Source organism: Marinilabilia rubra, assembly GCF_003121985.1.
GTDB classification, from domain to species: domain Bacteria; phylum Bacteroidota; class Bacteroidia; order Bacteroidales; family Marinilabiliaceae; genus Marinilabilia; species Marinilabilia rubra.
Genome location: NZ_QEWP01000018.1, coordinates 1 through 12,505 on the forward strand (window position 1 = coordinate 1; position 12,505 = coordinate 12,505).

Annotated in this window: 14 protein-coding genes; 12 read left to right on the forward strand and 2 right to left on the reverse strand. The window is 38.7% G+C overall.

All coding sequences use genetic code 11. The annotated features are described in order from the left end of the window. Nucleotides 1–341: 341 nt before the first annotated feature. The 5 genes from DDZ16_RS20640 to DDZ16_RS21145 all read left to right on the forward strand — a co-directional run bounded on the left by DDZ16_RS20640 (nt 342) and on the right by DDZ16_RS21145 (nt 5,015). On the forward strand, nt 342–569 hold the full coding sequence (locus DDZ16_RS20640; protein ID WP_146192250.1) for a hypothetical protein: 228 nt from the start codon (nt 342–344) through the stop codon (nt 567–569). Between the two features lie 365 nt (nt 570–934). After that, the gene (locus DDZ16_RS16710; RefSeq protein ID WP_198416751.1) at nt 935–2,542 is read left to right on the forward strand and encodes a family 16 glycosylhydrolase; all 1,608 of its coding nucleotides are present in this window, start codon (nt 935–937) and stop codon (nt 2,540–2,542) included. Between the two features lie 365 nt (nt 2,543–2,907). After that, nucleotides 2,908–4,527: a hypothetical protein gene (locus tag DDZ16_RS16715; RefSeq protein ID WP_109265636.1), complete on the forward strand. Its 1,620-nt coding sequence runs from the start codon at nt 2,908–2,910 to the stop codon at nt 4,525–4,527. 56 nt (nt 4,528–4,583) lie between these two features. Next, entirely contained in the window at nt 4,584–4,847 is a 264-nt protein-coding gene (locus DDZ16_RS20905; RefSeq protein ID WP_198416752.1) for a hypothetical protein, read from the forward strand. An 18-nt stretch (nt 4,848–4,865) separates the two neighbouring features. After that, nucleotides 4,866–5,015: a GNAT family N-acetyltransferase gene (locus DDZ16_RS21145; protein WP_198416753.1), complete on the forward strand. Its 150-nt coding sequence runs from the start codon at nt 4,866–4,868 to the stop codon at nt 5,013–5,015. Between the two features lie 148 nt (nt 5,016–5,163). Here DDZ16_RS21145 and rsgA read toward each other — a convergent pair whose 3' ends face one another. After that, nucleotides 5,164–6,222, reverse strand: coding sequence for a ribosome small subunit-dependent GTPase A (gene rsgA / locus DDZ16_RS16725; protein WP_109265637.1), 1,059 nt, complete (start codon nt 6,220–6,222; stop codon nt 5,164–5,166). Between the two features lie 302 nt (nt 6,223–6,524). Then, the gene (locus DDZ16_RS16730; protein ID WP_109265638.1) at nt 6,525–7,718 is read right to left on the reverse strand and encodes a M24 family metallopeptidase; all 1,194 of its coding nucleotides are present in this window, start codon (nt 7,716–7,718) and stop codon (nt 6,525–6,527) included. Nucleotides 7,719–7,948: 230 nt separating this feature from the next. Between DDZ16_RS16730 and DDZ16_RS16735 the strand changes: the two genes are divergently transcribed. The 7 genes from DDZ16_RS16735 (at nt 7,949) to DDZ16_RS16765 (ending at nt 12,505) form a co-directional block, all read left to right on the forward strand. After that, nucleotides 7,949–8,644: a type 1 glutamine amidotransferase gene (locus DDZ16_RS16735; protein ID WP_109265639.1), complete on the forward strand. Its 696-nt coding sequence runs from the start codon at nt 7,949–7,951 to the stop codon at nt 8,642–8,644. Nucleotides 8,645–8,657: 13 nt separating this feature from the next. Next, nucleotides 8,658–9,179 (forward strand): macro domain-containing protein, encoded by a 522-nt coding sequence (locus DDZ16_RS16740; protein ID WP_109265640.1) that lies wholly within the window; start codon nt 8,658–8,660, stop codon nt 9,177–9,179. Beyond that, nucleotides 9,179–9,481 (forward strand): hypothetical protein, encoded by a 303-nt coding sequence (locus DDZ16_RS16745; RefSeq protein ID WP_109265641.1) that lies wholly within the window; start codon nt 9,179–9,181, stop codon nt 9,479–9,481. Before DDZ16_RS16740 ends, DDZ16_RS16745 begins: the two co-directional genes overlap by 1 nt. A 12-nt stretch (nt 9,482–9,493) precedes the next feature. Beyond that, nucleotides 9,494–10,381 carry a LysR family transcriptional regulator gene (locus tag DDZ16_RS16750; RefSeq protein ID WP_109265642.1) on the forward strand — a complete coding sequence of 296 codons (888 nt, stop codon included), beginning with the start codon at nt 9,494–9,496 and terminating at the stop codon, nt 10,379–10,381. Nucleotides 10,382–10,458: 77 nt separating this feature from the next. Then, nucleotides 10,459–11,385: a YeiH family protein gene (locus tag DDZ16_RS16755; RefSeq protein WP_158275696.1), complete on the forward strand. Its 927-nt coding sequence runs from the start codon at nt 10,459–10,461 to the stop codon at nt 11,383–11,385. 27 nt (nt 11,386–11,412) lie between these two features. After that, nucleotides 11,413–11,817, forward strand: coding sequence for a hypothetical protein (locus DDZ16_RS16760; protein WP_109265644.1), 405 nt, complete (start codon nt 11,413–11,415; stop codon nt 11,815–11,817). Between the two features lie 178 nt (nt 11,818–11,995). Further along, nucleotides 11,996–12,505 (forward strand): RNA polymerase sigma factor, encoded by a 510-nt coding sequence (locus DDZ16_RS16765; protein ID WP_109265645.1) that lies wholly within the window; start codon nt 11,996–11,998, stop codon nt 12,503–12,505.

The following is a 12,505-nucleotide window of genomic DNA, read 5'->3' on the forward strand; positions in this document are numbered from 1 at the left end:
TTGTCAACGACAACAAAAGTAGTAATAACAGCCGGGTCTTCCCTCACCGGGCAGGCTTTAAAAGTGCCTGAGCCGTGTGCCGGGAAACTGGCACGCACGGTTCTTAGGGGGCGTAAGCTACCCGGTTAGGCAACCCAACAAAAACACATAACCCAAACAGATTTATAAGACAAAAAAATAGCATAATACACAAATCAGAAAAAACGGACTATAAAACGGTATGATTGAAAAAAGCCAACGGGCAAATTCAACAAACAGATAAAATGTACTGATTTCAAAACAAATACCGACCTAAAGGTCAATTTTAAAGGTGTATCTTAATGATTACCTTTGCATAAAAAATGCAGACTATTCAAAACACCTCTTTATCAAAGCACCTTGCTTATGAATACACAAGCTTCGATAGAGTAGTTTTGCGAGGATACATCCAGGGGTTGTTTGTTGAGGGATCTGTCATAAACCTGTTACGCAATCTTGGATTTAAAGAGCATAGTAATGGTATAATGCGTATACTTACCGATAAATTCAACTCTCATATTATATTACGAATCCAATATTTCTCGGATTAAACATTGATATTCATCGCCAGAGAATGGTGATACAGATAGATGATTATATTGGCTTTGGATGAGTAAAAAACACAATGGATTTTCCAGATAATTCAGAATGGTCTAAGAATAAGGCAGCACTACATTTTATGTTAGGAGGTAATTTGGGCTATACTTTGATTAACTACAAGTCTTTCAAATTTGTTCCTATAGGAGGTGTTGGATTTGACTTGTTATCATCAAAGTTCATGGGCTCTTCAGAAAACAAAAAGAATGAGCCTTTTATACCATAAGGCTGATATTTTTTTGTTTTAGCTGAATTCTTGGGGTAAATTAACGGTATTTTTGGATTTTTTTTTAAATTTGAATTAATTAAAATGTGTGTTATGACAAAAAAAACGACGCTACTAACGCTACTTTCTTTATGCACATTTCTTTTAACATTTGCCCAGCAAATGCCTATAGATTTCCAGGATTCTTCACAATCCTTTACAACTTTTAATGGAAGTTCATTTTCGACAGTGGCTAACCCAGAAGATAATTTAGATCAGGTTGGTGAAATTACAAATGATGGTAATAATCCTTGGCAGGGTATTTTGTTAAACCTGCAAAGATCAATAGATCTAAGTGAAAATAAACAAATCGTGCTAGACTTTTATAGTCTTGATGCGAATGCACATACCCTAATGATAAAACTTGAAGATGGAACAAATTCCGATGTAGAAGTTTGGATTGATGTGAATGCTGGCTCTGGAGATCAGTGGATTAATGATTTGACTTTTGATTTTTCAAACGCATTGATCAGTGGCACTGGAAATACTATTAATGCTTCAGGAACATACAATCGAATCGTTGTTTTTGTAGATGGTGGAGCGAATGTATCGGGTACTTACTTAGTAGATGATATTGATGATGGTTCAGAACCCATAGATTTTCATCCTTTAGATGTTGAATATACAGAATTGGTATGGTCAGATGAATTTGATGAAGCTACTTTAAATACTGATAAATGGTATCATGAAATTAAGTCACCTAGTGAAGGTATGTGGAATGGCTTGGAAGAACAACATTATACGGACAGTCCTTCAAATTCTTATGTAGAAGATGGGTATTTACATATCGTAGCAAAAAAAGAAACGATTACTCAATATGGGCTTACTTTAGAATACTCTTCGGCTCGATTGAATTCCAAATATGCTTTTACCTATGGGCGTGTTGATATTCGAGCCAAACTACCTGAAGGGGAAGGTACTTTTCCAGCATTATGGATGTTAGGCGATCATAGAATCAACACGATTGATGGTGTGAATTGGGAAAATCAAGGTTATGGGAGTGTTGGTACAATTCCTTGGCCTAACTGTGGTGAAATAGATATTATGGAGCATGGTTTACGTGACTTAGACGAAGTAACAAGTGCACTACATTCTAGATCTAGTTATGGTAATACTGTAAATTTAGAATCAAAGCATTTGTCAGATGTATCTGAGAATTTTCATATCTATTCAGTAAACTGGTCTCCAGATCAAATTACTTTTTTAATTGATGGTGAAGGCTATTATACTTATAGGAAACCAGATACTGCACTGGATGAAAATAATGACGGTATAGATGATGCTTGGCCATTCGATGAAGATCAGTACTTGTTATTAAATGTAGCCATGGGAGGGTATGCAGGTACTGTAGATCCAAACTTTACCGAAAGTGCAATGGTCATTGATTATGTTCGTGTTTTTCAAACGGCGAGTTTAAGTACAGAGGATTTATTTTCATCAAAATTTAGTGTTTATCCAGTTCCAACTAAAGGTATTCTTTACATACAAACCTATCAAGAAATAGAAAAGATACAATTATTATCTACCGTTGGTCAATTGGTTAAAGAACAAATGAATCAGAAAAAATCTATTGATGTGAAAGATTTGGCATCAGGCATTTATTTATTAAGAATATATGCCAATAATAAAATGACTACAAAGAAAGTGATCATTCAAAAATAATCTAATAATGAATGTGAAATTTTAAAACCCACTGCCCTGTCACGGCTATTGGAAAAAAACTAACACATTTAAAACAGCAAACTACATAGATAAAAGCCTACATGATAAGTATGATTTTTATTCTGATAAGGCTTTGAAGCAAAAAGATTATATAGGACCTACTTAATTTAGCCCCCTAATAGTTCGGAGTGATATTTTAAATGAGTTATTTTCAAAAACAAAGAAGGTGCATAAGTAATGATCATTTAGCATAAAATTTAACGAATAGAAACAGTTCGCCAAACACCTCCCCAAATTTAGTTTAAAGAATACCGACCTAAAGGTCAATTTTAAAGGTGTATCGCAATGATTACCTTTGCATAAAAATGCAGACTACTCAAAACACCTCTTTATCAAAGCACCTTGCTTATGAATACACAAGCTTCGATAGAGTAGTTTTGCGAGGATACATCCAGGGGTTGTTTGTTGAGGGATCTGTCATAAACCTGTTACGCAATCTTGGATTTAAAGAGCATAGTAATGGTGTAATGCGTATACTTACCGATAAATTCAACTCTCATATTAAAAAGACCTCTGAAAAACTGGAAATTCCTATCCATTGGTGGGGCGAGAAAGAAAAGAAAACATATCATTCAAAAATTGACTTCATTCAAGCGCAATATCGAACCAGCCTTTTGAAGCTAAATAAGAAAAGCAAAGTTATTGCCATTATTAGAGCCACTGAAAACGTAAGAACCTTTGCCAATAAAGAGATTAAAACGAAAGAAGGTAAACCTTTTACCAAAATGTATTCAGTCAATAAGTTTGTAAGTCAATATTACATTTACATTGATGATGAAAAACTTGGTCTTTGTTATTTAAAACTCTCCTCTTACCTGCCTTTTGTGAGTGAATTCTATTTCAATGGCCATAATTATCTGAAAAAGCAGTTTGATTTAATGGGCTTAGAATACACTATGAAGGAAAATTCATTTACCAAAATATCCGACATCAACGAATTAAACTCCTTGGTATCAGACTTTAAACCAAGCATTGCCATTGATAGGATCAATCATTGGATGGATATCTTTTTCAGGTTTAACCAGGGAAGAAAGTCCACACGTTCCAAATTACTTCATCATAAGTGGTTTAGTTATCAAACCGAGATTTGTACAAATCTTATTTTGAAATCCCCTAAATTTGCCAATGCTTATTTTGAAAAGATTCTTGCTAAACACCAAACTATCGGATTGCCCGATAAGTTGACAGAAATATTTAGTCTTTCCCGACAAAAGGCCAACAGCAAGAGCACTCAGAATAAGTTTAAAACAAAAGCAGTCATTAAACATTGGCTTGAAGGCAACTCAATCAAATGTCACAATAAAAGCGGCTGTTTACTAAGGGTTGAAACCATTATTAATAAACCGGACTTGCCCGGTTTGAAGCTCAAGAAGCCAGCCATTAATCTGATGGCATATTTATGGTACGGACTCGGATGTAACAGCCGCTATATTGAAACCATTCAGGATATAGACCTGAGTGTATTGAATAAAGAGGCCTACTTAAAATATCAAGTACCTGTTTTAAATAAGAATGGAGTTAAAATAGCAGCTCCTGATTTAAGAAAAGAGCATCAAGTTGAATTTCTGGAGGTATTATTGTCATCCAGTCATCGATCGTTAGGCTTTAGAAACAAGGATTTAAGGCAAGTTTTAGGAAAAAACTGGAAAACTGCAAAAATAGCCTTTGAATTGAGAAAATTAAGAGAGCGTGGAGCCGTAAAAAAACTTCAATCATCTCATTATTATAAACTTACAAAAGAAAGCTATATTTGGATTTTTTACTCATTTTTCCAAACGAAGCATTTGTCAAAACCCTTATTATCTGCTAGTTATCGCAAGGTTGATTTTATAAACTCAAACAAAGCATCCATTATTAAAGGGGCCTATTCCGATATAAATCGGGCTGTAGCTTTGATTAAATCTGAGTTTAAGCTAGTTTCGTAGAAGAAAAAAACGTGAATTTTATTTACGTTTTTGAAGAGTCAAAACGATAAAACAATATGGAGATCACATTTACACAAATAGAGACAGAAGACAAACAGACTGTCCTAAAACTATTCAAAGAAGCGGCTGAAAGAATTTCAAAAAAGGGAATCGACCATTGGCAATACTGGAGAAATCCCCCTTTAGAAAAAGTAAAATGGGTCCAGGATGGCATTCGGAACAATGAGTTCTTTTATGTTAAAGATGGCAAGGATGGGCTTATTGGAATGGTCAGAATTCTTGAAGAAGACTTATTATATTGGGGCAAAAAGAATGATTAAGCCAGATATATTCACTCCTTGGTAGTGGTGGAGGAATACTCAGGAAAAGGAATCGGCCAGAAAATACTTAGAACCATTGAACAAGACGCACTAAAAAAAGGCTATCAGTACGTGCGTCTGGATTCAGATTCCAAGAACCCAAAACTTTGCCATTATTACGAAAAGTAAGGTTTTGAAAAAGTGGGAACAAAGGCCTTACCGCTTTCCACTTATAACCTTTATCAGAAGGAATTAGTAGATAGATCTTCTTAAGAACCCGAAAGCCTCCGGATAACAAAAACCGGAGGCTTTGCAAGGTTCTTCAGCATTTAAAAACTCATTTGTATTTTGATGACCTCTTTTTGACTTCCTCCACCATCCGGGCAATTGATTTTCCTCGTTTTCTTTTTTCCTGAACTGAGGCCGTAAAATGCCATACTTCTTTCCGTAGCTTAAGATAACTCTCGTAAACTCCCGGATCAATTTCGCCCCGTTCCAAAGCCTCAATAATTGCGCAACCATCTTCATGGATGTGCTGACAATCTTTAAATCGGCACTTCCCTTCAAATTGGGAAAAATCCATTACGTCATTCAAGGAATCGGCGTCGTTATTAGTAACTCCAAAAACTTTTATGCCGGGTGTATCAATAAGGATTCCACCCCCTTCCATAATAACAAGTTCACGACGAGTTGAGGTATGCCTCCCCTTTCCTGTTGAAGTACTTATATTGGCAGTTTTGAAAACATCTTTCCTGCATAAAGCATTAATCAGAGTACTTTTCCCAACTCCGCTGGAACCAGTAAAAACAACCGTTTCTCCGGATTGAATAAACTCACGTAAGGCTACAATACTGTCGGAATCATGAATACTGGTGTAATACACAGGAATTTCTCCTGTAATATGTCTCAAAGCAGTTTCTACCTCAGTCCGGTTAAATTCCAAATCTGATTTGGTTAAAACCACGACAGGTAGAATCTCCTCTTCTCTCAGCTGGAGTATGAACCGCTCAAGTCGTCTGGCGTTAAAATTATCATCCAGACTCTGGACAATGAAAGCTTTATCAACATGAGCGGCAATAACCTGTCGTTCTGAAATGGTTCCGCTTTTTAACCGAAAAAGCGTCTTTTGTCGTGGCAAAACATCCATAATCAATCCCTCTTCTGTATCAATAGGCTGGAATATCACCCAATCACCTGTAGACGGGTATTCAGACGGATCTCTGCCATAAAGCATATTTCCGGTTAACTCGCATGAGAAATATCCCTCTTCTGCCACCACCTCATAACGAGTTTTGTGGGTAACAGAAATTCGTCCGTGCGGTAAGTCTTTGAAAATGGACTTTGCCTTTTGTCTGAGCAAAGTTTCAGTCCATCCATAATATGATAGATTATTCATGATGCTTAAATCTAAAATTCCACCCTCTGCATAGTTAAAACCAGGAAGGAAAATTTGGTTTGTAAAAGTATAGACATGAAAATAACTCCGACAATGAAATGCCTGAGTATTACGACGGGATAACCTTGAGCATAACGCTAAAGGTTATTTACTTTACCAAAGCCTTATCAGATTCAAACATAAAAAGTTTTTAGACTATACAAATATACAGAAATCATTACAAAAAAACAGCACATCAGGCATTGCAATTTAAATATTGCAGCACCTGTAGACCAATCCGATTCCGAAAACTGAGAACTGCATTATTCAACCAAAATAAGTCCGGGATTATTACCTGTTATGCATCGGCCACCGTCCGGAGTTACCACAAAGGTATTTTCTGTCCCCACCATTCCAACACCTTCTATACCTTTCTTGGGTTCTACCGCAAACACCATATTTTCTTCCAGAGGGTCGGTGAACTTTTGTGCCAATACCGGCAGCTCATCAACAGTAAGACCTATTCCATGTCCCAGAAATTTCACCTGGCGATCGCCATAACCCATAAAGTTCTTTTGAAACTCAGGACTTAATCCGTCCATTATTGTTTCATAAATATTTTCCGGGATATTGCCGGGCTTCAGCATCTCTGCCACCTGATCCTGGATATCTACACACTGTTTATGAATATTCTGAACCCCCTGGGGCAGTGGCTCTCCGAACATATAAGTCATGGTTTTATCGGAATGATAACCATTCACTCCCATTCCCATATCCACAAATACCAGATCTCCTTTTCTAAGTTTACGGTCGCGGTTGCCCAGACTGGGAACTGCAGCATTCAAACCCCGGTTACCTCCCGGTCCGTCGAAATTGGTTGGATATAAAGAGCTCTCGCCAAACCCCAGCTGAGCAACAGCAATTTCAGTATCAAACATTCCAAAACGGGCGACCCCCTGATGCCCTTCTTCTACCATAACCTGAAAAAGTTCGCCGGCAAAATCAGCCTCTGTCATCCCTTCGCGTAACATTCCCGGCACACGTTCCTCCAATACCCGCTGATGGATGGCACCTGCCTGTTCCATAAAACTTATTTCAAGAGGACTCTTTACCGCACGTGTTATGGCAACTTTAAAATCTACAGACTTATATGATTTAAATGGAAAATGTTTCTGAAAGCGCTTAAACATCGCCAACGGAACAAATTCGGTTTCCAGATATACCTCAGAGGGAAGCTGATTAAAAGAGGCAGCAGCATCCCGGTAACTTCCCATCGGTTTAATAACAGGAAATTCCGATTCCTCCTTTGTACGTTCATAACTGCGTCTTACCCATAAGGAAGCCTCACTGTTTCTTTCAATAATCAGCATCCCGTCGGGCATAGAGCCTGTAAAGTACAATAGATTAAGTTTACTGAATATCACAGCCATCTCCCATTCCTGATTGTGAGCATCCATTATACGGCGGAAACGTGTCATTCGGCGATCCAGTTCTGAAGCTGGTATTTGATTTTTCATATTTATCTGTTTTGAACCCCAAAATTAAGATTTTGAAGTGAAACCAGGATAAGAATAAAGGGGATAGTTAAAGCAAACAGTTGTGTTCGGACCTTAAACACCTTTTATGAAGAATTGGCACTTAACCCATTCAAAACTTAGCAGAGTTTTTAAGAATACTCCTCCCTTTCATATACCAAAAAGCATTATTTTAGTTAATTTTGAGACACAAACCCCACAAAAGCAAAGCCATGCCATTAAAAATACATTGTTTCCAGCAAGCACCCTTTGAAGATCCGGGATATATTAAAGACTGGATTGACAAAAAAGGTCATTCACTTTCCTACACACGCTTTTATAAAGATTTCGAATTGCCATCCATTTATGATTATGACTGTCTGGTGATAATGGGAGGTCCCATGGGCGTAAGCGATGAAGATAAATATCCATGGCTGGCCGATGAGAAAAAAGCCATAAAAGAAGCCATCGAAAACAATAAAAAAGTATTGGGTATCTGTTTAGGTTCACAACTCATTGCCTCTGTCTTGGGAGCTCGCGTATACAAAAACCCGGAAACCGAAATAGGTTGGTTTGATGTTTCCCTCACAGAAGAAGGTCACAAGGAGGATCTCCTCGACTCGTTTCCCTCCACATTCAAAGTTTTTCAATGGCATGGAGATACCTTTGAATTACCTGAAGGTGCAAGACATCTTGCCTCATCAGAAGTATGCAAAAACCAGGCATTCATTTATAAAGAAAATGTGGTAGGTCTCCAGTTTCATTTTGAAGTCACCCATGACAGCCTTGAACAAATGTTGGACGGAGCCGATGACGAACTGAGGGACGCCCCGTTTATCCAAAGCAAAGATGACATTCAGAAAAATTCTCATTATATTAATGAAACCAATCAGAAAATGCATCTGATATTGGATCGAATAATCAAATAAAAAACAGAGAATTATGAAAACCTCTATTCATGGAATAAATATTGAATGTTACCGGGGAGATATTGCCTCTCAGCACGATATGACTGCCATTGTGAACGCAGCAAATGCCCAGCTACGCATTGGAGGGGGCGTTGCCGGCGCTATTCACAGGGCTGCAGGATACGGTTTGGAAAAAGAATGCCGCCCAATGGCGCCCATTAACCCCGGAGAGGCAGTTATTTCAGGTGGACACAATCTCCCCAATAAATATGTGATCCACTGTCTGGGCCCTGTGTACGGAAAAGATAAACCTGAAGATAAGCTTCTGGCCAACTGTTACCGCAATGCTCTGCTTCTGGCTGAAGAAAACAATATCGATTCAATTGCTTTTCCTGCTATCTCAACCGGAGCCTTTGGTTATCCCATAAAAGAGGCCACGGATGTGGCTGTAAAAACAATTAAAGAGGTGGTGCCCAAACTTAAAAATATCAAAACCATCCGCTTTGTACTTTTCAGCCAGGAAGATTATGATATTTGGAGCAATGCGCTCAGCTAATGAGTCATTATCGAAGAAAAGCCCCCGGCAAGTTCTCAGGTTTTGAAGAAGGGGGCTCTTTTTATTGTAATATGGTTATTTCGGAAGCCAATGAAATTCTTCAGGAAAAGATAATTCCTGTTTCAGTGATGAATGTTTCCCGGGAAGGCAAACATATCCTTTTTCTTTTTGGAGGAATGATTGATAACTGCTACGGAATTGCCTTTGCTCCTGACGGGAAAAAATCTTCAGAAAACGACTGTGGGCAATTTACCACCTGGCAGAAAAAGGAAGAAAACTGGTACATTTGGACCACTCAATAAGCGAATATTTAAATGAATTACAGAGATGAAGTTTTTCTTCAGGTAGCCGAGCTACTGAACATTTCCAAAGCTGCTGAGCGACTATTCATTAGTCAGCCCGCCGTGACCAAACATATACAGGAAATGGAGAACAAACTTGACATGCCGCTTTTTGAACGCAAAGGCAACCGGATATATCTCACCCGGGCCGGAAAAATTACTTTCAACCATCTTAAATCAATAAAACAGCAATATCAGGAACTGGAGTTTGAACTCAACCAAATAAACAATACGTACAAAGGGAATTTGAGAATAGGCGCCAGTTCTACCATCACACAATACGTTATCCCTCCGGTAATAGCAGCTTTTCATGCCCGTTATCCTGATATCAAGCTCAGTTTGCTCAACGGTAATTCGGAGGATATGACCCACAAACTCCTCAACAACGAGATAGATTTAGTACTGGTTGAAAACCAAGGCACCCACCAAAACATTCATTACATTGATTTTATGGATGATGAAATCTTTGCCGTCACAAATCCTGAAAGCCTTTACGCCCGGCGACGGCAGGTTACCAATGAAGAACTGCCCCAAACCCCAATGGTATTGCGTGAAACAGGATCGGGGACACTTGAAGTGATCAAAAAAGCTTTTTCGACCAATAATATGCGGTTTGATGAAATGAATATCATTCTTCAATTAGGAAGTACCGAAGCTATCAAAAACTTCCTGTCTGATTTCGAAGGCATCTCTTTTATTTCAGAAAAAGCTGTAAAAAAGGAGATTAACCGCAAAGAACTTGTAAAAATCAAAACACCTTCACTTTCTATCACTCGCCGGTTCAGGATAGGCCTTCGCCAGGGACCGGAAATGAAACTTACCAGACTGTTTACCGATTACCTCATAAACTATAACTTCTAGTTATCGCCAATAATATTTTAGTATTTGATATAACTATGCTTCAAACTTACTTTTGTTCTGTAATAAAAACAGACAAAATGGTTTTAACACAAAGAAAGAAACGGCTAATCCTCATAATTCCTCTGATAATGTGCCTGACACATTTATTTCCTCCAAGCCTGGCGTTGTTGTCAGGCATTGCACTTTCAATGGCAGGCATTACCGATAAATCCCTTACCCAGCACACCAATCTCATTTTAAAAATTGCCATTATTCTGATGGGCTTTGGCATGAATGCAAAACAGATTCTGGAAGCATCCGGGCAGGGATTTTTGAACACAGCCCTCTCTGTGATATTTGTAATTATTACAGGCTTGATTCTCGGCAAAATATTAAAACTGGAAAAGAACACCACAATTCTTATAGCCAGTGGCACTGCCATATGCGGAGGAAGTGCCATCGCAGCTGTTTCACCCGTAATAAAAGCTAAAAGCCACCAAACATCTTTCGCTCTGGCGGTCGTTTTTATTCTCAATGCCATAGCTCTATTTCTCTTTCCCTTTCTTGGTCATTATCTGGGAATGAGCCAGGAAACTTTCGGTTACTGGGCAGCCATTGCCATCCATGATACAAGCTCGGTGGTGGGCGCTGGAGCAGTTTATGGCTCTAAAGCACTGGAAATTGCCACCACAGTAAAGCTGATCAGAGCCCTCTGGATCATCCCTCTTTCTATAGCTATTGCCCTGTTCCAAAAAGGGGACAAAAAAGGAAAGATCCAATGGCCCTGGTTTATTATGCTGTTTGCTGCGGCCATCATGATGAGCCATTTCCTTCCGGGCTGGTCAGAGACCTTCGATCATCTCACCTGGTTTGGACGTAAAGGCATGGTCATTGCTTTATTCCTGATAGGTTCCGGCATTTCGTTCAAAGAGGCGAAAGAAGCCGGATGGAAAAGTTTTGTGGTGGGTATTTCACTTTGGGTACTTACAGGCGGCCTGTCACTCTTTTTACTGATGAATTTGTGATTAAGAGATGAGCGCCTTCATGCTGATATGCAAAGAATCACAGATGGAGGCTTCAACACCATCCGCACCTGGGCAGCCTTTTCCAGAGAAGAACTGGAGGTGATTGCGCAATACGATATTAAAATAATCATGGGCATCTGGATTGATCCTGAGGGGGACTTCTCAGATCCTTTTTTCATAACATCCGCCTCTGATATTGTAAACAATGTGCTTAGCTACTCCAAAGATTTCGACAATATTATCGGGTACCTCATCATGAACGAGCCTCTGCCTCACACCATTTTTTCAGCAGGCTTTGATGAAACGATTGATTTTTGGGCCACCATTAAAGACCTTATCCAAAACCAGCATCCCGGTCGCCCTGTGAGAAATCCGCTCTTCCCGGGGCATTTTCTAAATCTGAAATTTTTCAGACTCGTTTCAAGCCGCTAATTGGGAATCTGAAATTTTTCAGACACTTTTTGAGAGTCTGAAATTTTTTAGATTCGTTTCAGGCCAAAAAAAAGCGACTTAAAAAATTTCAGATCAATTTTTGATAAAAAAAATCACCAAACACTGTGACATTTTTGTTTTACTTACGAATATTGGGGTAAACAAAACCATTTAAGTCTTGAATAAAGCAAAAGAACAGGAAAAAGAATTCTTAGCGTTTCTTGAGAATTATAAGAAACTCATCACAAAGGTGTCAGGCATTTATTGTCACGTCCCGGAGGAACGCAAAGATTTGATTCAGGAGATCATCATCCAGCTCTGGAAATCATTCCCCAAGTACGACCACAAGTACCCTCTTTCCACCTGGACGTACCGAATAGCCATCAATGTAAGCATCTCATTCCTTAGAAAAAACACCACCCAAAAGAGAGCAAAGGAAGGTTACCGTGCAGAGACCCAGTGGATGGAGTTTGATCCGCCCCCCCGGGATGAACGATTGGATATGCTGTACCGGTTTATTGACCTGTTAAAGCCTATCGACAAAGCCATCATAATGCTATATCTGGAAGAGCATTCAAATAAAGAAATAGCGGAGATCATGGGGCTGAGTGTAAGTAATGTCTCAACCCGAAAACTTAGAATTAAGGATACTTTAAAACATCATTTTGAAATCAATAAAAAAGGGTGA

Coding starts and splice junctions, on each gene's coding strand:
- DDZ16_RS20640 (WP_146192250.1), top strand. CDS start 342: ATGCAGACTATTCAAAACACCTCTTTATCAAAGCACCTTGCTTATGAA.
- DDZ16_RS16710 (WP_198416751.1), top strand. CDS start 935: ATGACAAAAAAAACGACGCTACTAACGCTACTTTCTTTATGCACATTT.
- DDZ16_RS16715 (WP_109265636.1), top strand. CDS start 2,908: ATGCAGACTACTCAAAACACCTCTTTATCAAAGCACCTTGCTTATGAA.
- DDZ16_RS20905 (WP_198416752.1), top strand. CDS start 4,584: ATGGAGATCACATTTACACAAATAGAGACAGAAGACAAACAGACTGTC.
- rsgA (WP_109265637.1), bottom strand. CDS start 6,222: ATGAATAATCTATCATATTATGGATGGACTGAAACTTTGCTCAGACAA.
- DDZ16_RS16730 (WP_109265638.1), bottom strand. CDS start 7,718: ATGAAAAATCAAATACCAGCTTCAGAACTGGATCGCCGAATGACACGT.
- DDZ16_RS16735 (WP_109265639.1), top strand. CDS start 7,949: ATGCCATTAAAAATACATTGTTTCCAGCAAGCACCCTTTGAAGATCCG.
- DDZ16_RS16740 (WP_109265640.1), top strand. CDS start 8,658: ATGAAAACCTCTATTCATGGAATAAATATTGAATGTTACCGGGGAGAT.
- DDZ16_RS16745 (WP_109265641.1), top strand. CDS start 9,179: ATGAGTCATTATCGAAGAAAAGCCCCCGGCAAGTTCTCAGGTTTTGAA.
- DDZ16_RS16750 (WP_109265642.1), top strand. CDS start 9,494: ATGAATTACAGAGATGAAGTTTTTCTTCAGGTAGCCGAGCTACTGAAC.
- DDZ16_RS16755 (WP_158275696.1), top strand. CDS start 10,459: ATGGTTTTAACACAAAGAAAGAAACGGCTAATCCTCATAATTCCTCTG.
- DDZ16_RS16760 (WP_109265644.1), top strand. CDS start 11,413: ATGCAAAGAATCACAGATGGAGGCTTCAACACCATCCGCACCTGGGCA.